This window comes from Mesorhizobium sp. WSM4840, from assembly GCF_055811755.1.
This window is the reverse complement of the sequence record NZ_JBVVQD010000010.1, coordinates 131,013-153,369: the sequence shown is the minus strand read 5'-3', so window position 1 is coordinate 153,369 and position 22,357 is coordinate 131,013. Positions and strand designations below refer to the sequence as shown.

Sequence of the window (22,357 nt, the reverse complement as noted above, 5' to 3'; positions counted from 1 at the left end):
GTCAGGGCCTCGCCGCGATCAGTGTTGCCGGCGCCGCGCTCGATTGGTAGGCGGCTTCAACCAGCGCCATGGTGTTCCAGGCGTCCTCGACGGAACTGACAAGTTCGGCATCCTCGCCTGACGCGTAGCGCTGAACATTGGCCATGCGGCCGACAAAGGCGTCCGGAAACCATTCGCCGACGAGCGGCACCGTAATCCAGTCGGAGCCGCCCTTCGGATAGATTTCAAGGATATCCGGCTCGCCGCGCGGATAGTCGAGATTGAGTCCCAGTTTGAGGTAGGCGGCGCCCTCGGTTCCGCAGATGCGGAACTCGCAAGCCTGGTGTTTTCGGCCAAATTTATGATCGTGATTGATCGACAGCGCACAGCGTACCGTGTCGCCATAGTCGAGGATCGCGCTGGTGCGCGTTTGCGCAACCTTGTGGCCGGGATGACCGAGCGTCTTGGCGTGAACGCCTCCGGGATCGCCGAGCAATTGCCGGATCAGGTCGAGATAATGGATCGAATGCATGGCGATCTCGACGCGCGGCGCCTTCAGCAGGAACTCCCAGAGTTGCCAGGGAGTGGCAAGCGCCAGCCAAGCGTCGAAATCGACCACGTCGCCCAGCCAGCCCTTGGCGATCGCATCCTTCAGCGCCAGCATCATCGGCGCAAAGCGGAGTTGGAAATTCACCGCCGCCTTCAGGTTTTTGGAGCGGCAGATTTCGAGGATCTCGGTCGCCTCGGTGAGATCGCTGCCCATCGGCTTCTGGATCAGCGCCACCGCACCATCGGGCAACGCCCTGAGCACGCCGGCATGATGAGCCGGCGGCGTCGCCAGATCGAAGACCGCGTCCTTGATCGCCGCGGCCTCCTCGGCCGACCGGTAAGCGGTGACACCCCATTTCTGCGCCAGTCTTTCCGCCTTGGCATGGTCGGGATCGAAAACCCCGGCGACGGGGAATCCGGCTTTCCCATAGGCCGGGAAATGCGCATCGCCGACGATCGACCCGGCGCCGAAAATCACAATCGGCTTGGGCTTTGACGGCTGTGCCCACGCCTGGGAGAGCGAGGCAGGATCGAAAACACCGTCAGTCATGATGGAAGACTTCGTCCATCGATGCCCACCACTCGCCTTCCCCGCGGGTCGGCAGCGGCTCCTGGCAGGGCATGCACAGTGCCCACCATTCCTGCGTCTTGGGATCGGCGGCCATCTTCGCCATGTCGGCGGCATAGTCGGTGCCGTGGTACTCGAAAGTGCTGAACAAAAGGTGCTCCGGCTCCTTGAGATAGATCGAATAATTCCTGATGTTGCAGGCCGAAATCATCGCAAGGACTTCAGGCCAGACGGCGGCGTGAAGCCGCACATACTCGGCGACCTTTTCCGGCTTGAGGCCGAGCACCATTCCCATCCGCTGCATTTCCGGCTCCCTACTCCATTATTTCGGTCGTGAATTCCGCGATGCTCTTCGCCTTGACCGCGTCCCAATCCCAGTCAATGCCGATGCCGGGCTCGTCGGGCGCCAATGCGTGCCCGTTCTCGATGCGCATTTTCTTGCCGGTCAACTCGTCAAGCTGGGGAATATACTCGACATATCGGCCGTTCTGAATGGCGCAGGTCAGGCTGACATGCAGTTCCATCAGGAAATGCGGGCAGACCGGGATGTCGAACGCCTCGGCAGCATGCGCGACCTTCAGCCAGGGCGTGATGCCGCCGATGCGGCCGACATCGACCTGCACGATCGAGCAGCCGCCTTTTTGCATATATTCGCGGAAGTGCCGGATCGAGTAGAGCGACTCGCCAATGGCGATCGGCGTCGACGTCGCATTCGACAGCCGCACATGGCCGTCTATGTCGTCGGCCGGCAGCGGTTCCTCGATCCAGGCGAGGTCGAGATCGCGCAGCCGCTCCGCCCGGCGGATCGCCTCGTCGACCGAAAAGCCCTGGTTGCAGTCGGTCATGATCTCGTAGGATGAGCCGACCGCCTGGCGCACCGCGGTCAGCCGGGCGAGATCCTCGGAGCCGTGCGGCTTGCCGATCTTGACCTTCGAGCCGCGAAAACCCTTGGCCTTGGCGGCCAGCGCGTCTTCGACCAGCGCCTCGGTCTCGATGTGCAGCCAGCCGCCTTCGGTCGTGTAGAGCGGACAGCGGTCCTTGGCGCCGCCGGCCAGCTTCCACAGCGGCAGGTTTTGCTTCTTCGCCCTGAGATCCCACAGCGCCGTATCGATGGCCGCGAGCGCGATTGCCGTGATCGCGCCGATCGTCGTGGCGTGGGTGGCGAATTCGAGCTCGTGCCAGATCGCCTCGATCATATCGGCGTCGCGGCCGATCAGCCGCGGCGCGAGGTGATCGGCCAGGAGCCGCATCACCGAGGAGCCGCCGGTGCCGATCGTGTAGCTGTAGCCGGTGCCGACCGCGCCGTCGGTGTCGGTGATGGTGACGATCGGTGTCTCCTGGCTGACGAAACTCTGGATCGCATCGGTGCGCTTGACCTTCGGCACCAGGTCGACCATGCGCAGTTCGACTTTTTCGATCTTTGCCATGACGTCAACCTCGCAATGTCTTGCCGGTATCGGGCAGAAAACAGATGGGCCGGCGACAGGTCCAGGCTCATTTTCACCCGGTCGCCTGGCCTTAAGCGGTTCCCGTCGCGCCGACCCGATTTGCAGGCTTAATTCATATACAAACAAAACATTTACGGGGTCGTCAAGTTTGAAAGTTCTTTCCGGATACAGCCATTGTGCGTATATGAATGTCAAAATTCACTGGGGAGTGCTATGGCGGAGGACGAGGACGAGGACCGATATCGCGCCCCGGCGCTCGACAAGGGGCTCGACATCCTCGAGCTTCTGGCCGGCGTCGACGGCGGCCTGACGCAGGCGGAAATCGCCAAGAAGCTCGACCGCAGCCCCAACGAGTTCTACCGTATGCTGGACCGGCTGGTGCGACGCGGCTACGTCACGCGGCCCGACGGTGATCGTTATTCGCTGACGCTCAAGCTGTTTGGACTGGCGCAGTTGCACGCGCCGGTGCGGCGGCTGGTCTCCTATGCGACGCCGCTGATGCGTGAACTTGCCGAAACCTCGCAGCAGGCAAACCAGCTTGTCGTCTTCGACCGCGGTTCTGCCGTGGTTATCGCGCAGCAAGAAGCTCCGGACTATTGGGGCATCTCGATTCGTGTTGGCTCCCATATCAGCCTGTTCGACACCGGCTCCGGACATGTGTTGCTGGCGTTCCGCTCACCGGAAGAGCGGCAGATGATGATCTCCGAACATCTGCGCAGCACCGACAAGCCGCCTCAATCGCCGGAATTCTTCGCCCGCCTCGACCAGATTCGTGAACGCGGCTATGAGATGATGGCGTCGATGCAGACCGCCGGTGTCTTCAACCTGTCGGCACCCGTGCTTGGCTCGGACGGCAGGGCGATCGCCGCGCTGTCGATCCCCTACATAACCCTGGTCAACGCACCCAAGGCGCCCGATATCACCAGGACGATAGAGCTGTTGCTGGCGGCGACCGAAAAGCTGTCGCAACTGGCGGGATCAACGGTCAGGCAGGTACGTAAATTCTTATTTGAATGAAAGATTTCTCCGTGAGATGATTTGAAACGCCGAAGGAGGAGAGCGCCGTCATGATCTTCGATACCCATCTGCACCTGATCGACCAGTCGGCACTGCGCTATCCCTGGCTCTCCGGCGTGCCGGCGCTCAACCGCGATTTTTCCTACGACGAATATGCAATCCAGGCCCGCCGTGCCGGCATAGAGGGCGCGTTGCATATGGAAGTCGATGTCGATCCAGCCGACATCGAGGCCGAGACCAGCCATGTGAAAGCGCTGTCACAACAGAGGGACAGTTTGCTGCGCGGGGCGATCGCCTCCTGCCGTCCGGAAGAGCCGGGCTTTGCCGCCTATATCGAGCGCCAGCGCGCCGATCCCTTCGTCAAGGGTTTTCGGCGGGTGCTCCACGTCATGCCGGACGAGCTTTCGGAAGGCGCGCTGTTTCGCGAAAACATCAAACGGCTTGCCGGCACACAATTGACCTTCGACCTCGTCGTCCTGCCGCACCAAATCCCCAAGGCGATTGCACTCGCCGATCTCGCGCCGGACGTGCAGTTCGTGCTCGACCATTGCGGCGTGCCCGACATCAAGGGCAGCAGTGAGCATCCCTGGCGCGAGCATATGGCGGAGATTGCGCGCCGCCCGAACGTCGTCGGCAAAATTTCCGGTGTGGTCGCCTATGCGGACACTGGATCGTGGACTATCGAAACGCTGCGTTCCTATGTGGAGCACACCATCGAATGCTTCGGCTGGGACCGCGTCGTGTGGGGCAGCGACTGGCCGGTCTGCACGCTTGGCGGCGGGCTTGCGACCTGGGTGGCGGCGACGCACGCGCTGCTTGCCGGTGCAAGCGTCGACGAACGGACAAAGCTGCTGTCCGCCAACGCGAAGCGGCTGTGGAGCTTGTAAGCCGCCTCAGATCGTCGTCGCACGTCCCGCTCGCGGCCGTGGAGCGAAACCAGTAGCACGATCACCGCGCTCGATTGCCGCCTGCGGTCGACAGCCGGAAGCCGAGGCCGATCAGCAGCGTGGGTTGCCGCGGATCAGACTGTTCATGTTCTCCTCCATTTAGTTGGTTTCAGGATCCTCCACCGGCAGCGCCGGGTGCCGGGAAACTCTCCACAAACAGGCGATTGAGATCGGCAACGACGCGGCCGGCATCGTGCTTCTCGGTCAGGCCGAGATTGATGCGATCGGACGCAGCCTGCTGGAATGCCATGTAGCCATCATGGCGTGGCCTGACCCAGGCACCCTCGACTGTGCCGCGGGTATTGATGTAGAAATTACCGGCGGCTGTGTTGACGGCTGCATCGTCCCAAGCTGCGGCATGGCCGGGCTGGCCGCCGGCCGACGCATAGGGGCCGCGCTGCACCTCGCCGCTGGCGATCCAGTAGGCGAAGTCGATTGCCGCCTGCTTCGCCTTCGAAAAGGCCGACATGGCAATGCCGGTTCCGCCGAGCGCCGAGCCGACCGGATCGGCATTGCCCGCAGCCGGAATGTCCGCGAAGGCAAGGCGGCTGCTCCGAAAGCCGGCGATGGCATAGGAGACATAGCCATAGATCAGCGGCGCGCAGGCGATCCGTGAGCCGGAGCTGGCCATTTGCTCCAGGACGTCGATCGGGTCCATGCCGAGGCAGGCCGGATCGACGAGAGCCGCGACCTCGCGCATCATCTCGAAACCGCGGCTGCCCGTGTCAGGATTTACGTGGGCGCCAGGCTCTTCGACGGCGGGCCGGCCGAGATTGCCGGCAAGCGTGTAGAACACCATCAGCGAATGCGGCGGCCTCATCGGCAACAGCACGCGGCCTTGCCGTGCCAGATCGAGCACATCGGCCCAGTTCGCCGGGGCGGCGGGAAGCATGTCCGGCCGCCACGCCTGCACCTGGCTCGCCGTGTCGATCGGAAACGCCCACTGCCGGCCCTGCCAGTTGTAGCTCGGATAGGACCGGCCGACGCTGCCCGCCGCCAGCGCCGCGCGCTCCGCTTCGCGGCCAACGACATCGAGCGGCGCCAAACAATTCTCGGCGGTGATCTGGCCGACATGCGGATGATCGATGACGATCAAATCATAGGCACGGGCCAGTTCCTCGACCGGGAAGGATTCGAAATCCTGCAGTGAGCGCTTGTCCCATTCGATAGTGACGCCGGTCCGTTGCTTCCACAGTCCCGAACAAGCGACCATCGGGTCGTAGCCGCGTGGATGGCTCCAGGTCATGCCTTTGAGCGTCACCTCGCTCACAGTCCGAATTCCTTGCGGATCATTGCGCTGTGCTCGCCGATCCGCGGCGCGGCCCGCTCGACTTTGGCGCGCACACCATCGACCCTGAGCGGCGAGCGCGTGGTGAGGATCGAGACGTCATCCTCGCGCGTCACAGTCTGCAGCATGTCGAGCACCTGGAAGCCCTCGCTGGCCATCATCTCCGGCCAGGTCAGCACCTTGGCGCACCAGATGTCGGCAGGCTCGAGGATGACAAGCCATTCGTCGACCGTCTTCGTCGCGGTTTTTTGCGCGATGATCGCCTTGATCTCGTCGCGGGCGGTGAACCAGGTCGACGGCTGATCGCGATAGGGCGCAAGCGCTTCGAGCTCCAAAAGATCGGCCAGCTTCGGGATCGGCGTCATCGCGATCGCGAGATAGCCGTCCTTGGCCGGATAGACGCCGTAAGGCGCCGACAGATAGGCATGGGCGCTGCGGAACCCCGATCGCCGCGGCAGGCGGCGGCCGTCATTGAGATGCGTGGTCAGCACCTCGAACTGGAAATCGACCAGCGCTTCGAGCAGGCTGGTCTCGACATGGCTGCCCGTACCGGTCACGCCGCGCCGCACCAGTGCGGCAAGGATACCTTGCGCGGCGGCGGAGCCCGCCAGCATGTCGGCAATCGCCAGGCCGAAAGGCACCGGCCCCTGGTCCTCGTCGCCGTTCAGCCACATCACGCCGGAGCGGGCTTGCGCCAGCAGATCCTGCCCAGGCCGCTTGACCCAGGGGCCTTCCTCGCCATAGCCGCTGATCGAGGCATAGACCAGGCGCGGATTGATCTTGCGCACCGCCTCGTAGTCGAGACCCAGGCGCTCGATGACGCCGGGCCGGAAATTCTGGATCAGCACGTCGGCCTTGGCCAGCAGGCAGCGCAGCGCCGCAAGGTCGGCCTCGTCCTTGAGGTCGATGGCAAAGCTTTCCTTGGCGCGGTTGATGGCGTGGAAGATTGTAGAGTCGCCGCCGATCTCGGTGTCGCTGAGATAAAGCCGGCGCGACAGGTCACCGCCATCCGGGCGTTCGATCTTGATGACGCGGGCGCCGAGATCGAGCAGTCTCAGCGAGCAGTAGGGCCCGGACAGGAACTGGCTCATGTCGACGACGACGAGCCCGGTCAGCGGCAATTCGGCAATGGCAGCCATCGCCTATTTCTCCGTCTTGCCGGCGAAATCGGCCGGATTGTGGTACTTCACCGTCTGCAGGTGCTCGCAGTAAAGCACGAGCTCTCCTTCGCGATCACCGGTGCCGACGAACCGTGGAACAGCGAATTGCATGATCTATCCTCCCGTCAGTCTTCTTTTGTGAATAAACTTTTCACATATGGGATTGCCTTGCAAGCGTGAACAGGCGAAATTTCGCGCGAATCCGCGGCGGCCAACGCCGCGGAACAAGGGAGGATTTATGCGGAATGCCTGTCTGGTCTTTGTCGGCAGTCTCAACCGCGAGGCGCCTTATTTTCAGGGCGCGCGCGGCGTCGGGCTCGGCGTCTACAGCTTCGACGAAGAGACGCTGGAGACGAGGAAACTGACTGAGACGGGTGACATCGACAATCCGACCTTTCTGTCGGTGACGCCGGACGGCTCCCACGTCTATGCCAATTCCGAGGTGCTCACCTGGCGCGAAGGCGTGGTCTCGGCCTACCGCTTCGACAGGCAAACCGCCGCGCTTTCCTACATCAACAAGCAGCCGACGCTTGGCAGCATCACCGCGCACAACACCATCACGCGCGACGGAACGAAGCTGCTGGTCGCCAATTACGGCATCGGCGAAGGCGGTCCCGATCGCTCGGTCGTCGTCTATGGGCTGCGCGAGGACGGTGGTCTGACCGCGCCGTTGTCGAGCGTTACCCATGCCGGAACAGGCCCCGATACAGCTCGTCAGGAACGCTCCCATGCTCACAGCGTCACCGAGACGATTGCCGGCGGCGTGGCGATCGTCGCCGATCTCGGCATCGATCGGCTTGTCTCGTACCGCATCGGGCGTGACGGCAGCCTGACCAGGCTGGCGGAGTCGGTGCTTGCGCCCGGCGCCGGCCCACGTCACGTGGCGCTGCACCCAGGCGGGCGCTTCGTATTCGTGATGAACGAACTGGATTCAACGGTGGCGTCGCTTGCGCTCGACGATACGACAGGAAGGCTCTCGGTCATCGACACGAAGCCGGCGGTCCCAGAGCAGGCGCGCGGCGGCAATCATTGCGCCGACATCCAGATCTCGCCCGATGGCCGCTTCCTCTACGGTTCCAACCGCGGCCATGACAGCGTTGCGGTGTTTTCTGTCGACCAGCAGACTGGCAGGCTCGCGCTCGTCGACTATGCGCCGTGCGGGGGCGCCACGCCGCGCAATCTGGCACTGACGCCCTCGGGCGGCCATCTCTTCTCGGCCAACCAGAACGCCGACCGCATCTCGATTTTCGCGCGCGACGCGGCCACGGGGCGGCTGGCCAACACCGGGCGATCCATCGATGTCGGCACGCCGATGTGCGTGAAGATCGTGCGTTGAAAGTCACGCTGTCTCCTTCCAGCAGCGAGGGCGTGCACGGTCCTGTGATTTCGGCTGAGCCATCGGCGTGGTAGCTTCCAGTCGTTCCGCTGCGGAGTCGTCATGCGTACCAAGCTGCTAGAAATCACCCTTGCTATGCTGCTGCTGGTTGGCGGCCTTCCAGCCGGCCATGCGGAAGTGGCCGAGCGGCCGTCGCCTTCGGGCGGCGTTCTGTCGCTGCTTCCGCCGCCCCAGGTCTCTGATCATTCGATCGTCATCGCGGGACGCACGCTCAACTATCAGGCAAGGGCCGGCACGCTGTCGTTGCTATCCGGCAAGGGCGACGTCACCGCGGAAATCTTTCATGTCGCCTACACGCTGCGTCCCGAGCCAAGCCGGGAACCTGATCCCCAGCGCCCGATCACTTTCGTATTCAACGGTGGTCCCGGAGCAGCTTCCGCCTATCTGCATCTCGGCGCGCTCGGTCCACGCGTGATGGCGACGGCGGCTAATGGAAGTTTTCTCCCATCGCCGCAGCGGCTTTTGGACAACCCGAACACATGGCTCGACATGACCGACCTGGTCTTTGTCGACCCCGTCGGAACGGGTTACAGCCGCGAAGCACCCGGAACCGAGGCACGCAGCTTCTGGGGCGTCAACCAAGACGGTGCCACGATGGGCGCCTTCATCCGGCTCTATCTGGCGCAGGCGGGCCGCACGGCGTCGCCAGTGTTTCTGGCCGGCGAAAGCTATGGTGGGTTTCGGGCGGCACTGCTTGCCAAGACGCTTCAGGATGATATCGGCATCAGTCCTCGCGGCATCGTGCTCATCTCGCCGGCGCTCGAATTCACACTCGTGCGGCCCGACGAGTTCCAGCCGCTCCATTGGGCGCTTGAACTGCCGTCGCTAGCGGCGGTGCGCCTGCGCAGCGAAGGCGTCACCGGTTCCGAACTGCAGGAGCGGTTGGCCGATGTCGAACGCTATGCGCTTGGCGACTACCTCGTCGCGCTCGCCAGCGGGCTCGAACAGGGTGGGCGCCTGGCGAGCCCGCGCGTTGCCGAAATCACCGGCCTGCCGCTCGAACTCGTCAAACGAAACTTTGCGCGCATTCCCACCGCCCTCTTCGCCAAGGAGTTTGCGCGGGCAAGGGGCAATGTCCTCAGCGCCTATGACGGCACGATCGAAACCGCAGACATCGCTCCGGAAAGCCCAAGGCCTCGCGGCCCTGATCCGGTGCTCGACCGAAGTGTGCCGGCGCTCACATCCGCCTTTGTCAGCTATATCAGGGAGGAACTGAAATTCCGCACCGATCTAAGCTACCGGCTTCTCAACCGTGAAGTCAGCGGCAATTGGGATTACGGGACGAGCCCGACGCGACAGGGCTATGTCGGCGTGATGGATGACCTTCAGCAGGCTCGCGTGCTAAATCCCGGCCTCGGCATTTTGATCGTCAACGGCTACACCGACCTGGTGACACCCTATCTGGTGTCACGCTACCTGGTCGGCCAGGTTCCTTCGCTTCCCGGCGCAAAGCCCATCCGCGTCGACCTGCTGGAAGGCGGCCACATGATGTATTTCAGGCCAGACAGCCGGCGCGCGCTGAGAGAGGCCGCGTCCGAGCTTTACCAAGCGCCGAAATGAAACGGTTGAAGCCGGGTACAAATGATCTGGATGAGATCGTAGCCGCCTCTTCGCATGAGCGACGGACAAGGCAAGGCGAACTGGAGAGACGAGCAAGTCGATGACATCTCAGAATGCAGAACTGACCTGGCTCAACCCGCCACCGCATCATGCTTTCGGCGACAGCTCCGTGCATGTGCGGACCGGCAAGGAGACCGATTTCTGGCGCGAGACGTTTTATGGCTTCTGGCGCGACAATGGCCACTTCCTCTACCGGCAGGTCGAGGGCGACTTCAGCGCCGAGGTCACCGTCAAGGGGGACTACAAGGTGCTCTATGATCAGGCCGGTTTGATGGTCCGGCTGAGCGAGACGCACTGGGTCAAGGCCGGCATCGAGTTCACCGACGGGCTGGCATATTTTTCCGTCGTCGTCACCAATGATGCTTCCGACTGGTCGTTGGTCAGCATCCCGGCTGGTCCGGACGGCGTCAGGATCCGGCTGACCCGCCATGCCGGGACCATCCGTGTTCAGTATCTTGATGCCTCCGACCATCACTGGAAGCCGGTGCGGCTCGCCTACTTCCCGCCCTCGAAAACAGTCGATATCGGCATGATGTGCTGTTCGCCGCAACGTGAAGGTTTCGAAGTCACATTCAGCGATTTTTCGGTCGGCCCGGCGATCTCGAGGGAACTCCATGACTGATGCGTCGTGGCACCGGATCGGGGCGCCGCTTTCACAGCAGCATCGTTCCGACAGGCGAATAGGCGGCAAGGTGATCGTCTCAATCCGACCGGAATCCTTCCGCTTCAACCGGGACAACGACACCACGCAATCGGCGGTGGGACGGGTCGAGGATGTCATCTTCATCGGCAGCAGGTCTTTCTACACTATCTGCCTATCCGACGGCGTTCGCGCCGTCGGCAGCCATCCACGATGCGATCGAAGACGAAATAGACGAAAGCCGTCATTCCAATCAATCCGCGTGAAATGACGTTGTTGCACTCGAGGCTTACTGCTGTACCTTCAAGGTTAAGGAGGCGTGAGCTTTTATGCTGCTTGAGCGAGAGGGGCCGCTTGGAACTTTGTTGGCTAGCGCCGAGAGAGCTGCGGCCGGACACGGCGGGACCGTGCTGGTGGACGGCGAAGCGGGCGTCGGCAAGACTTCCCTCCTGCGCGAATTCGCTGAAAACGCGGACAGGAATTACCGAATGCTGTGGGGCTGGTGCGAGGCGCTCTTCACACCGCGCCCGCTCGGTCCTCTTCAGGACATGGCGCACCTGCTAGACCCCCGCGTGGCGGAGCTGCTCGAGGAGACCGCGGCGCCGGAGCGGCTTTTTCCGGCGTTGTTGAATGCGCTTCAGCACACCAAGAGCACGACCGTGCTCGTCTTCGAGGACATGCAATGGGCCGACAATGCGACACTTGACCTGGTAAGATACCTCGGTCGCCGCGTCTCCCTGCTTCGCACGATGCTGGTGCTCAGCATGCGCAGAGACGAGATAAGTGCCGATCATCCTCTGACCCACGTGCTCGGCGACCTTCCGTCCGCCTCGGTGAGCCGCGTGACCCTGGAACCGCTGTCTTCCCAGGCGGTGACGGTGCTGGCCGAGCGGGCCGGCCGCTCCGCCGACGGGCTTTATCGCATTACCGAGGGCAATCCCTTCTTCGTCACCGAACTCCTGTCTAGCAGTGAGATCGAATCGGGGCGCGTGCCCGATTCCATACGCGATGCGGTCTGGTCGCGCTTGTCGCGCCTGACCCCAGGAGAGCGCGAGGTGCTGGAGGTCATGAGCATCATGCCGGGCAGCGTTGAGCCGTGGCTGATCCGGGCACTTCTCGGGGACGAGACCGAAGTTCTCGTGGATCAGTGCGTGGGACGGGGATTGCTGCGGCGGGATGTTCAAGGCGCGCTGACGTTTCGCCACGAGCTTGCCAGGGAAGCGACGCTCGACCGCCTCGCTCCGTCTCTCCAACGGTCACTGCATGCGAAAGTCGAAGCGGCACTCTCCGAACTTCCGGCGGCGCAGGCAAGCGCTCTACTGTCGCGACGGGTACACCATGCCGGCGGCGCCGACAACGGCGAACGCGTCCTGGAGCTCGCGCCGCAGGCCGCCGAGCAGGCCGCGCGTCTGGGCGCGCATAGAGAGGCGGCTTCACATCTGGCGACCGCACTCCGATACGTTTCAGAGGCTCCGTCGGCGCTGGCTGCCCAGCTTTGTGAAGACTGGGCCTACGAGGCGGGCCTGTCACTGTTCGTCTACGATGAAATCATCGAGGCGCGGCATCGCGCCATTGCGATCTGGCGGGAGCTTGGGCGCATCGACAAGGTCGGGGCCAATCTGCGCTGGCTGTCGCGTCTCCACTGGCGCCGCGGAGAGGGTCAGGAGGCGGAAGACTACGCGGATCAGGCAGTGCGTGAAGTGGAGAACCTGCCGCCTGGGCCGGAACTGGCGATGGCCTACAGCACGCGCTCGCAGCTACACATGCTGCATTATCGCTTCAACGAGGCGATCGAATGGGGCGAGCGCGCGATCAGCCTGGCGGACCGGTTGGGTGAGGTCGAGACACGCGTCCACGCCCTGAACAATGTCGGCACAGCGCTGATGTTCGCCGACCGCCCGGGCGGGCGTGAGCGGTTGGAGGAAAGCCTTACCCTGGCGCTCGATCACGGGTTTCACGACCATGCGTCGCGAGCCTATACGAACTTCGCCGAATGCGCGGTAGTGGCCAAGGACTTCGCCTTGGCCGAACGGCTGCTCGCGGAAGGGATTGCGTTTTGCGCCAGGCACGACCTCGATTCGGCTGCGCAATACCTGCTCGGCCGGCAGGCACAGCTTCGTACCGAGCAGGGCCGCTTTCGCGAGGCCGAGACGATTGCCCAAGGCGTCATGAATCTGGAACGCCTGCCGATGGTGATGCACCTGCCGGCTCTGACGGAACTCGGCAGGGCGCGGATCCGGCTGGGTGAACCCAGTGGCGCGGCCCTGCTGGAGCAGGCGCTCCAGGAGGGTCTGACGACCGGCGAGGCTCAACGCGTCATACCGGTTCGCTTGGCGCTGGCCGAGGCCGCCTGGCTTGCCGAGGAGCCCGGCGCCGGTCACGAGCAGCTGACGGCCCTCACCGAAATGGACCTCGACAATTTCCGTCCCTGGGACGTCGGTGAACTGGCAGTCTGGTGGCAGCGCTGCGGAATGGCGGGATCGCTGCCGGTGCCGGCCGGCCGCATTATTCCTTTGCCGCAAGCATTGGAACTCCGCGGCGACCCGACGGCGGCCTCGGCAGAATGGTCCCGCCTGGGTCTTCCCTATGAGTCAGCGCTCGCCCTCATGCAGGTCCGCGGAACCGATGCCGGCGCGGCGCTGGCTCGCGCCGTGGCTACATTCGAGGGCGTCGAAGCGCGCCCCGCGGCAGCGCTGGCGCGAAAGCTGGCGCAGCGCATCGGAGCTGCCAATCAGCTGCCGAAGCAGCGCCGGGGGCCGTACACCGTGGCTAGGCAGCATCCACTGGGCCTGACGAGGCAAGAACAACAGGTACTCACAATGATCGCTCAAGGTTTGGGCAACAAGGAGGCGGCACGGCGTCTGTCGCGCTCGCCGCGGACAATCGAGCACCAGGTCTCCGCCGTGCTCGGCAAATTCAACGCAGCAAACCGGATGGAAATTCTGCTCCGCCTTCGCGGCGAGCCCTGGCTTTTGCCGTCGGCAGTTGCGCTGCAAGTCCGTGAAAACTAGGCAAGCCCGTGAAAAACTAGGAGATCAGCTGCCGGGAAACTAGGTGACCGTACCGATGTGCGCGAATGCCCCCGCGCATAGGTTGCGCTTGTGAGTTTGGAACAGACTGCGAAGCAGTCCATGAGCTCGCCAATCGGAGAGAATAGCAATGATCAGATATTCTACCGCATTTGCGACGGTCTTGCTCGCCACCACGATCGTGGCCGCGGCTTCGGAACTTGCGCCGGGGAACGGCCACAGCATCCATTTCGGCCACGTCAAAGGCGTCGTCTACTACACGGTCGAGCAGGACGGCTACCGGGTCGTTGCGACCCTGGCTTCAGGGGCCGATGCGCAGCCGATGCGGTTCGTCTCCACGCTCGGACCGGGGCAAAACATGGTGATCTCCTTGCCTCAAGCCGTCGGCCAGCCATCTCTCGATTTCGAGATTATGCGAGACGGCGCCACGGTTCTCGTGAGCGAGCCCGCTGCCACTCCGATGGCCGATCCGATGGAACAAGCATCGATCCAGGATGCTCTCGACCGGTGAGCCGGTAATGGGCGGCCGCTCGGTGCGACTGCGGTCTCTTATTGGACCTGGAGCCTTTTCGCCGCATCGCATCTTTCCATTGTCGCCTACACCCTCGTAGCGGTGCGGGACTGGCAGATGGTGACGGCGCTCGCGATCAACGCTGTTTGCTGCATTTCCATCATCCTGCTCGGTTTCATAAGCGCCGTGGGCATCGGAGCCACCGCGGACTGCATGGCGATACCGCTGCATACAAAAACGCGTCGTTCCCGACGGGCGCCTATCGCCTGGAACCGCACGAAAAGTAGGTAATTCCCGCAAAAGCAAGAACACGCCCGCGAAAACTGGGAAACCGGCCGCCCAAAAATGGGTGATGGCACCGATTTGCGTACCCGCCGGCACGCATAGAGTTGGGCTCGCAGCGTGGAAGACTTTCCCAAGATCATTCACGCCTTCCTGATCCGAAGGAAGAGGGCAGTGGGGTGAGGCACAGGAAGCCGCCGATGGCGTCGAAATCGCGCGCCGTCGGCGGGTGCGCGCACCGATCCTTCAAGTCGGTAGCGCCGCCCCTCTGCGATCCACGCAAGATCAGGAGGGTGCCGTTCGAATTCGCCCTAATCCCGCAGCAGATCGGACATCAGTTTGAAGAAGCGGTCCGCATCGACCTCGTGCGCGATGCGGGCATTGTCCTTTTCGCTACGCAGGGGCCATTCACCACACCAGCGGCTGTGCTGGCGCCGAAACCCTCGATGTCATAACAATCCAACCGCACTACTCGATTGCGGCGGATCACGGAGGACCGGATGGCGACGGGACGTTGTCTCTGCGGCGGCGTGCGCTACGAGATTGCAGGCGAGCTTGCTCAGCCGATCGCCTGGCATTGCTCAATGTGCGCGCACCAAGCGGCAACTTTGCCGTCATGGCGGGCTGCAAGTCGACCCTTGATCGGCCGACCGGCCTTCGTCTCGGCGGACAAATGTATGTCGGCTCGAAATCCGATTTTTACGATCTGACCGATGGTCTACCTCAGAAACACGAGTGGTAGGACCTGAATCGCCGCACTAGAATCCGTACCACACCAGAATCCGTAAAGGAGAAGCTCCATGACATCGGACGTGGCAATTATCGCTGGAGCAGGGCCGGGGCTGAGCGCCTCGCTTGCACGTCTTCTCGCCAAGGAGGGCTTTCGCGTGGTCCTGGCTGCCCGCGACGTCGGCAAGCTGAGCGCGCTGGTTGACGAGACGGGCGCGCTGGCGGTCGAGACGGACGTTGCCGATGTTGCGTCGGTCGAAAACCTGTTCGACGTCGCCGACAAGGCCGGTCCGCTGTCGCTTGTGGTTTTCAACGCCAGCGGCCGCGCCCGCGGACCGATCGCCGACCTCGAACCCGAAGCGGTCAGACAGGCATTGCTGGTCGGCGCCTATGGCGGGTTCCTGGTCGGCCAGCAGGCCGCGCGCCGGTTGCTTTCCCGCGGCTCCGGCTCGATCCTGTTCACCGGCGCCACCGCCAGCGTCAAAGGGTTTCCGGGTTCGGCCGGCTTTGCCATGCCAAAGTTCGGCCTGCGCGGACTGGCCCAATCCATGGCCCGCGAACTTGCGCCGAAAAACATCCATGTCGCGCATTTCATCATCGACGGTGTGATCGCGGCGAACGAGCCCGGACAGGCCGGCGAACCCGACCGGCAGGATCGCCGGCTGTCTCCGGACGCGATCGCCGAAACCTATCTCGCAATCCACCGGCAGCACCGCAGCGCCTGGACTTGGGAGCTCGAACTCAGGCCATGGGTCGAAAATTTCTGAGTCTCGGCCGGACTGCAATTCGTCCATATGGTTGTCATGATGCCTTCGTGCCGTGGAACATCCGTGCGGACGTTATTTGCCTGCCGGCCGCCAAACGCAGCGCTGACTTTCTTCCATTGGCATTGAGATTGGATCGAGCGTTGCTTTGATCGCAACGACCTGCGTGTCACCGTAGAGGCCTGATCCAAGCCTGAGGCAGGAGGAGGTTGACCATGGCCAGGATTGTACCCGTGCTCGATCTCAGCCGTCTCGAACAGGGCGCGTCGGAGCGTCGGACCTTTCTGTTCGACCTGCGCACGGCGGCCCGCGATGTCGGCTTCTTCTATCTCAGCGGCCACGGAATTTCGACTGTGGAGGTCGACGAGGTGCTCGACGCCTCGCGCCGGTTCTTTGCCTTGCCGGAAGCCGACAAGCTGGCCATCGAAATGGTCAAGTCCCCGCAATTCCGCGGCTACACGCGCACCGGTGGCGAACTGACCAAGGGCAAGGCCGATTGGCGCGAACAGCTCGACATCGGCGTCGAGCGTCGACCCATACCACAGGGGCCGGGCATTCCTGCCTGGACGCGGCTGCAAGGGCCGAACCAGTGGCCTTCGGTCCTGCCGGAACTCAAGCCGGCACTGCTGGCATGGCAGACCAGGGCGACGGCGGTGGCGATCCGCCTGCTGAAGGCTTTCGCGCTGTCGCTCGACCAGGCCGAGGACGCTTTCGATCCGATCTATAGCGGTGAGCCCAACCACCGCATGAAGATCGTGCGTTATCCCGGACGCGGTGCAACCGGCGGCGACCAGGGCGTCGGCGCACACAAGGACGGCGGTTTCCTGACGCTCCTGCTTCAGGACGACAATAAGGGGCTGCAGGTCGAATATGACGGAAGCTGGGTGAATGTGGATCCCATCCCCGGAACGCTGGTGGTCAACATCGGCGAGCTCCTCGAACTGGCATCGAATGGTTATCTCAGGGCGACGGTCCACCGTGTCGTCACGCCGCCGGCCGGTGTCGAGCGGATTTCCGTTCCGTTCTTCTTCAGCGCCCGGCTCGATGCGACGATCCCGTTGCTCACCCTGCCTGAAGAACTGGCTGCCGAGGCTCGCGGACCGGCGAGCGATCCGGACAATCCGCTGTTTCGCGATGTCGGAACCAACGTGCTGAAAAGTCGCTTGCGCTCGCATCCTGACGTGGCGCGCCGGCACTATGCCGATCTCCTTGAGACGAGGGCGTCACCTGTCTGAAGACGCCTGAGCAAATAGAACGGGAATTTTCGTTATCCCGCCGGCTTTTGGAATTTTGTTCGTCGCCAACACGCCCAAACAAGCTCAAACAGGTAAGACCGTTCGACGGTTTCCTCCCATTCCGCTGAACGGCGTTCCCCTCTGAAGGTTGTAACCTTCTTTTGGCCGGGCCGTATTCGAGCCCGGCCATTTTTTTCGTGCGATTTCGGCAAATCAGCTGTGGTCGTCGAACCATGAACTGAGACTGCCGGCTTTGCCGTAAGCGATCCATATGCGCCTGCCTTCCAAACTGTGTCGCGTGGGAGGCGGCAGATGCCGAAGGGTGCGCGACCGAAAAAGCCGGGTGGCGTCACATGACAGCCGACGCCCTGTTGTCGCCGGCAGCGGTGTCCGGCTTCGTGTTCGGCCTCGGGCTTATCTTTTCCCTCGGCCCCCAGAACCTCATGCTGATCCAGACGGGACTGACGCGCAGCCACCCCTTTGCGGTCGCTTCCACCGGTTACCTCTCGGAAATCGCTTTGGTGACCATGGGAATCGGCGGGCTTGGGACGCTGCTGACGCACCATCCCGCAATCTCCGGTGTCCTGCAGGCGGTATGCGCCGTATTCCTCGCCTGGTGGGGCGCGCGCACCTTGCTCAACATCAGCCGCAGACGCAGGACGGCAGCTGCCACGACAGGCGGCAAGTCCCGATCTCGGGCGATCGGTTCGATGCTTGCCGTCACCTGGCTCAATCCTCTGGTTTGGCTCGAGGCGATGTTTCTCGTCGGCGTTCTCTCGTTCAGCTACGGCAGCGAGGAACAGGCGGGGTTCGCAGCCGGGTTCCTCGCGGCTTCCGCGATCAAGTTCTATGGCTGGAGCCTGGCCGGGGTGAGCCTGTCCCGCCGCTTCGACCGCCCGATCTACCGCAGGCGGATGGACGCGATCGCCGGTCTCGTTCTGATCCTGGCAGCCATTCTCCTGGCCGCAAACATCCTGAACGGAGCTTGAGTTATGACCGCCAGATCGAGGATAGCCCGGTGTTTCGCCAGACAGCGCAACACATCGTCTTCAGCGCGTGTGTCGCACAAGATGGGGGTCGACCAAGGCGCGTATTTCCGCAGCGGGCGCCGCTTCTCCGGCAACACGCAGCGCCCGTTCGTAGCGCGCATAGTCGTCGACCGCACCTTCGAAATCACGGCGCGACAGCCGCTCCTTGATCAGCGCCTTGCAGACGGGTCCGGCATCCGGATAGAGGTCCAACGTCCTCAGATAAATTGAGCGCGCTTCATGGGCGTTGGTCGCCTCCAGCCGCTGGCCGATCCGCAAGGCGAGATCGATCAGATCGCGACGCACTTTTTCGGCGGCGGCGAGCGACCAGAAGCTGGCTCGCTCGTGCAGAAACAGCGGACCGGGGAATGCAAGGAAGAGCGCTTCCGCTTCCAGGCGCAGTCCCGACGGCCGGCCATTGGTTGTCGTGATGGCCTTGAGCCGTGCATGCCAGTCGGCGAGGTCGACCCAGACCTTGTCCGATGCGAGCCGAAGCTTGCCTTCGCGCTGAACGATGAGGTCGATCCGCCCGAGCAGCTTGCGCAGCCGATGCAGCGCTTGCTCGCAGGCCGCCCGCGCCTGGTCGCCGTCGAGGTCGGGCCACAGCCAGTCCTGAAGGGTCTCCATCGAGCATGTGTTGTCTTTCGAGATCGCCAGTACCCGCAGTATGTCGAGAGCCTTCGTCGGTGGCTTGGCGCCGAGAGGGAGAGGGTTTCCGTCTAGTTCGAGCCGAAAGCCTCCGAGAACGTGGACCTTGAGCGGCCATGGCCAGGCCGCGGGCCGCCGCTGCGGCACGTCCAGCCGGCGTTCCCCGATCAGCGACCGGCAAAGCTTGGGCTCGATGCCGCGCTCAAGTGCATCGCCAAGCAGTTCGGCGAGCAACTCCGGAACGTTAAGGAGCACCATTGGCCAGCTGATGTCGCGGAGCGCCTCCATGAAGAGCTTCAGCCGATCGCCATAGTGCGGATCGCCGTCCCACAGGCTCTCCAGCGCGGCCGCTGCCAGAATGCATATCTCGGTACGTTTGCGGGCGCCGCCGTCCAGCCGCGGCAGCAAATCGTCAAGAAACGTGGCGGCTTCGCGCGGCTTCCTGTCGGCGAGCAGCACCTGGAACTTCGTGATATAGTGTGCCCAGCGCTCGACCATCGGCTCGTTGGCGGCCTCGCTCGCCGCCATGAAACGCTCGCAATCCTGATAGGCGGCCGCGAAATCGCCTTGCCTGGCATGAAGCGTAGCGAAGCAATTGGCGACGACGGCGACTTGCGTGCTGAAACGGCTGTCAGCGATCTCGGCCAGGCGCTCAACCACCTGCTGGAACTCGGCAAAATCGTTGCGGAACTTCATCTGCATCTGAAGGTGATAGAGGCCACCGAACTCCACGCCCTTGAGCGATTCGCGCTCGCCGATGGCGATCGCCTCCCGCAACGCCGCTTCGGCCGAAGGATAGGGAAAACCCCGTCTCTTGTAGGGAAAATAACGGCCGCTCTTGGCGCCAAACTCGACCAGCCACATGCCGAGGACCCAAGGCAGCATCTCCTTGTCGCTCAAATCGTCAACGACGCTGTCGACGGCCTTCGTGAACAAATCGGCCCGCATGATCGATACCGAATGCTCGATCAGGGATTCGCTGGCAAGCAGCCGCAAGCCGCTCGGATCCTGCTCGGGATTCCGGGTCAACCGCTGCAGGAGTTCGGTTTCCAGCGCTTGTCCGGCCGGGCTGTTGCCATAGTAGTCGTCGCCGAAGTTCAGCGCCCGCACCATACCGATGCGCACCAGCATCGCTTCCTCGGGAGGCAGTTCCGGCAGGCCGCGCTCGATGATTTCGAACGCCCGGCGAGTCCAGACCGAAAGACCCTCGTAGGTGCGCCAACTGTCCGTCTTGACCAGCACCGCGCGCGACACCGTAAGACAAAGCCCGCGCTGATCGTCGGCCTCGCCAAAGGCGTGCCATGCCTTCGACAGCCAGTGCTCTGCCGCCGCGTCGTCCGGCATGTGGGCCACGCCCAGCCAATAGAAATGCCAGCCATTCATGAAAGCTTCCGGCAACCGGCCGACCCATTCGATGAAGGTTGTCCGATGTCCCTGCGCCAGCACGGCCTCCGCCCGGCCCAGCATGAGTCCGCTCGACCGGTCCCAGTCCTCTGCCTGCAAGGCGAGGTGTATGGCTTCGTCATAACGACCGGCGTCCGCGAGGACCTTTGCCGCCCTTTGTTTGAGCGACTTCTGCTCTTCAATCGGCACACGCTGCGCGAAGCGTCGGTCGAGGAAGTCCCGCAAGAGGTCGTGCAGGTGGAAGACGCCGCGGCTGTTTTCCGTTCGCGTGACCAGCAACTGTCGCTTGTAGAGCCTGTCGAGCAGCTTTCCCGCTTCGCCCGACCCGATCATAACGTCCGCCAGCTCGGCGCTGATTTCGGGCAGCAGATTGAGTTTCAGCAGCATGTCCTGGTCGGCGGCGGGGAGGGAAAGGAAGAAATGACGGCCGAGAACGTCCGACAGCGCGTTCTGCCCGCCGGGTGCTGTCCCGTTCGTGTCGTCAGGTCCGACCGCCGAACCGTGGTCAGCGAGGAGAACCAGCCCGATCGCCCAGCCGCGCGCCGCTTCGACATCGACTGAAACGGCGCCGTTCCTCGAACGCAGCTTGACGAAATCGCGTGCTTCCGATGTCGAGAATTCGAGCGCCCACCGGTCGACGACGGCCATTTGACCCTTGAGAACGAGGTCGCCCAATTCGTCCTGGGGCAGCGTGCGCGAGACGCAGATGCAGCGAACCGTGTCAGGAAGCTCACGGAACATCACGGAAAGCACCGCCCGGAATTCGAGCGTGTCGGCGTCCTGCAAATCGTCCAGGACCAGAATGGTGCCGGGCTTCAACCGCGCGAAATAAGCCCTGAAGAAGCGCCTGGCGAACTCCTTCGGCTGCTCGGCATACTCCACGCCGAACACCGGCATGTCCGCGGCCGAGGCGAGTGACTGCGCCAGATATTGAAAGAAGCGCGCAATATCCTGGTCGCCCTCGTCGATGCGGAACCACACATGCGGTGCCTCGACGCTTTCGAGATAGTCGATGACCGCCGTCGTCTTGCCGTAGCCGGCCGGCGCGGCCACCCAGCATACGCTCGATCGCGATTTCAGATCGATCGCTTCGAGAACGCGGTTCCGTCTCAATATCCTGGCGCTGCGCGGCGCCGCCAGTTTGGCGATCCGGCCTGTGCCCGAGAGCGGGCGCTTCGCATCGGCTTCAACGGCGTCTAGGGGGGTCATGGGGGCTCCCGCTCGACCAATCATCGAGCGTCGGTCGTGCCGCCATGACCGTCCCGCCGCCCAGATTGACCTTAGGGTAGCGCAATCATGCGACAATTCGTAGTGGCTTCGCAGATGAAGCGGCAATGGCCGATTCTAGGCGTCGACTGGATGTCTGCGATCGCGAAATCAGGACGCGGAGGAGACCGAATTGTGTGAGGCCGCGCCGGCGGGCGACCGGTGAATCCCGCACTCCATCTTCGACAGTCCGCTCCAGCGGCCCGCGCGCGGATTGTCAGCGCTGCCGCACGCGACCGTGCAGGGCGCGCAGCCGATCGAGAGGTAGCCTTTTTCGAGGAGCGGGTGCCGGGGAAGATTATAGCAATCGAGATAGGCCTCGATCTGTTGGCGGGTGAAGCGGGCAAGCGGATCGATTTTCACGCGTCCGTCAGTTTCCTCGAGCGTCCGAACATCGGCGCGAAGCCCGCCATGATATCGCTTGCGACCGGAAATCCAGGCCTTGAAACCAGTCAGCGCATTTTCGAGCGGCAGAACCTTGCGGATCTGGCAGCACCGGTCCGGATCGCGGCGGTGCAGCGTTCCAGCGCCGTCGAGCGCCCGCAAGACATCCGCCTGGGGCGTGATGACGCGCAGATCGGTGAGGCCGAGCAGAGCCGTCAACTGCGCGCGATAGGCGATCGTTTCCGAAAACAGCTTTCCGGTGTCGAGCGTGATGACGGGGAGCGAACGGTCGATCGAGGCCGCCATATGCAGCAGCACCGCGGATTCCGCGCCGAACGAGGACACCAGCGCTATGTTTCCGCAAAACACGTCGCTGACGAGCGGCGCCAGCAGGTCGGGTCCGTCGAGATGGTTCAGCTCTGCGATGAGGGCTTCATACATGGCGGTTCGGCCGATCAAAAACGG

At 63.2% G+C, this 22,357-nt stretch carries 20 protein-coding genes and 1 pseudogene; 13 read left to right on the top strand and 8 right to left on the bottom strand.

What is annotated here, in order from left to right; genetic code table 11:
- Position 1 precedes the first annotated feature (1 nt).
- From AC0L3I_RS15875 to AC0L3I_RS15865, 3 genes are read right to left on the bottom strand one after another with little or no spacing between them, the layout of a single operon-like run.
- Entirely contained in the window at positions 2-1,078 is a 1,077-nt protein-coding gene (locus AC0L3I_RS15875) for a Gfo/Idh/MocA family protein (protein WP_473486129.1), read from the bottom strand.
- Positions 1,071-1,400, bottom strand: a complete 330-nt coding sequence (locus AC0L3I_RS15870; protein WP_473486128.1) for an L-rhamnose mutarotase — start codon at positions 1,398-1,400, stop codon at positions 1,071-1,073. The genes AC0L3I_RS15875 and AC0L3I_RS15870 overlap by 8 nt, the downstream gene beginning before the upstream one ends.
- 10 nt (positions 1,401-1,410) lie before the next feature.
- Positions 1,411-2,523: a mandelate racemase/muconate lactonizing enzyme family protein gene (locus tag AC0L3I_RS15865; RefSeq protein WP_473486126.1), complete on the bottom strand. Its 1,113-nt coding sequence runs from the start codon at positions 2,521-2,523 to the stop codon at positions 1,411-1,413.
- Positions 2,524-2,757: 234 nt separating this feature from the next.
- On the opposite strand from AC0L3I_RS15865, the gene AC0L3I_RS15860 reads away from it, so the two are divergent.
- Together AC0L3I_RS15860 and AC0L3I_RS15855 are read left to right on the top strand one after the other, a co-directional pair.
- Positions 2,758-3,561, top strand: a complete 804-nt coding sequence (locus AC0L3I_RS15860; RefSeq protein ID WP_473486125.1) for an IclR family transcriptional regulator — start codon at positions 2,758-2,760, stop codon at positions 3,559-3,561.
- Positions 3,562-3,611: 50 nt separating this feature from the next.
- The gene (locus AC0L3I_RS15855; RefSeq protein WP_473486124.1) at positions 3,612-4,448 is read left to right on the top strand and encodes an amidohydrolase family protein; all 837 of its coding nucleotides are present in this window, start codon (positions 3,612-3,614) and stop codon (positions 4,446-4,448) included.
- Between the two features lie 169 nt (positions 4,449-4,617).
- Here AC0L3I_RS15855 and AC0L3I_RS15850 read toward each other — a convergent pair whose 3' ends face one another.
- From AC0L3I_RS15850 to AC0L3I_RS15840, 3 genes and pseudogenes are all read right to left on the bottom strand, one after another.
- Positions 4,618-5,754: an extracellular solute-binding protein gene (locus AC0L3I_RS15850; RefSeq protein ID WP_473527532.1), complete on the bottom strand. Its 1,137-nt coding sequence runs from the start codon at positions 5,752-5,754 to the stop codon at positions 4,618-4,620.
- Positions 5,755-5,774: 20 nt separating this feature from the next.
- Positions 5,775-6,935, bottom strand: a complete 1,161-nt coding sequence (locus tag AC0L3I_RS15845; protein ID WP_473527487.1) for a CaiB/BaiF CoA transferase family protein — start codon at positions 6,933-6,935, stop codon at positions 5,775-5,777.
- Positions 6,936-6,938: 3 nt separating this feature from the next.
- A pseudogene (locus AC0L3I_RS15840) lies at positions 6,939-7,025 on the bottom strand (amine oxidase); the annotation flags it as partial.
- 169 nt (positions 7,026-7,194) lie between these two features.
- Here AC0L3I_RS15840 and AC0L3I_RS15835 point away from each other — a divergent pair.
- The 11 genes from AC0L3I_RS15835 (at position 7,195) to AC0L3I_RS15785 (ending at position 18,151) form a co-directional block, all read left to right on the top strand.
- The gene (locus tag AC0L3I_RS15835; RefSeq protein WP_473527486.1) at positions 7,195-8,292 is read left to right on the top strand and encodes a lactonase family protein; all 1,098 of its coding nucleotides are present in this window, start codon (positions 7,195-7,197) and stop codon (positions 8,290-8,292) included.
- 102 nt (positions 8,293-8,394) lie between these two features.
- Entirely contained in the window at positions 8,395-9,912 is a 1,518-nt protein-coding gene (locus AC0L3I_RS15830; RefSeq protein WP_473527485.1) for a S10 family peptidase, read from the top strand.
- Positions 9,913-10,012: 100 nt separating this feature from the next.
- A complete protein-coding gene (locus AC0L3I_RS15825) occupies positions 10,013-10,594 on the top strand; it encodes a DUF1349 domain-containing protein (protein WP_123146829.1) in 582 nt (193 codons plus the stop codon).
- Positions 10,587-10,883 carry a TOBE domain-containing protein gene (locus AC0L3I_RS15820; RefSeq protein WP_473527484.1) on the top strand — a complete coding sequence of 99 codons (297 nt, stop codon included), beginning with the start codon at positions 10,587-10,589 and terminating at the stop codon, positions 10,881-10,883. The genes AC0L3I_RS15825 and AC0L3I_RS15820 overlap by 8 nt, the downstream gene beginning before the upstream one ends.
- Before the next feature lie 58 nt (positions 10,884-10,941).
- Complete coding sequence (locus AC0L3I_RS15815; protein ID WP_473527483.1) at positions 10,942-13,623, top strand: ATP-binding protein; 2,682 nt, start codon at positions 10,942-10,944, stop codon at positions 13,621-13,623.
- 148 nt (positions 13,624-13,771) lie between these two features.
- On the top strand, positions 13,772-14,152 hold the full coding sequence (locus AC0L3I_RS15810) for a hypothetical protein (protein WP_473527482.1): 381 nt from the start codon (positions 13,772-13,774) through the stop codon (positions 14,150-14,152).
- A 482-nt stretch (positions 14,153-14,634) separates the two neighbouring features.
- Entirely contained in the window at positions 14,635-14,889 is a 255-nt protein-coding gene (locus AC0L3I_RS15805) for a hypothetical protein (RefSeq protein ID WP_473486116.1), read from the top strand.
- A 45-nt stretch (positions 14,890-14,934) separates the two neighbouring features.
- On the top strand, positions 14,935-15,144 hold the full coding sequence (locus AC0L3I_RS15800) for a GFA family protein (RefSeq protein ID WP_473527481.1): 210 nt from the start codon (positions 14,935-14,937) through the stop codon (positions 15,142-15,144).
- Between the two features lie 90 nt (positions 15,145-15,234).
- Positions 15,235-15,930, top strand: a complete 696-nt coding sequence (locus AC0L3I_RS15795; RefSeq protein WP_473527480.1) for an SDR family NAD(P)-dependent oxidoreductase — start codon at positions 15,235-15,237, stop codon at positions 15,928-15,930.
- A 212-nt stretch (positions 15,931-16,142) separates the two neighbouring features.
- Positions 16,143-17,162, top strand: coding sequence for an isopenicillin N synthase family dioxygenase (locus AC0L3I_RS15790; protein ID WP_473527479.1), 1,020 nt, complete (start codon positions 16,143-16,145; stop codon positions 17,160-17,162).
- A 353-nt stretch (positions 17,163-17,515) separates the two neighbouring features.
- Positions 17,516-18,151: a LysE/ArgO family amino acid transporter gene (locus AC0L3I_RS15785; protein WP_473527478.1), complete on the top strand. Its 636-nt coding sequence runs from the start codon at positions 17,516-17,518 to the stop codon at positions 18,149-18,151.
- A gap of 60 nt (positions 18,152-18,211) precedes the next feature.
- On the opposite strand, the gene AC0L3I_RS15780 is transcribed toward AC0L3I_RS15785, so the two are convergent.
- Complete coding sequence (locus AC0L3I_RS15780; protein WP_473527477.1) at positions 18,212-21,451, bottom strand: winged helix-turn-helix domain-containing protein; 3,240 nt, start codon at positions 21,449-21,451, stop codon at positions 18,212-18,214.
- Positions 21,452-21,619: 168 nt separating this feature from the next.
- Positions 21,620-22,333 (bottom strand): phosphoadenylyl-sulfate reductase, encoded by a 714-nt coding sequence (locus AC0L3I_RS15775; protein ID WP_473527476.1) that lies wholly within the window; start codon positions 22,331-22,333, stop codon positions 21,620-21,622.
- Positions 22,334-22,357 lie beyond the last annotated feature (24 nt).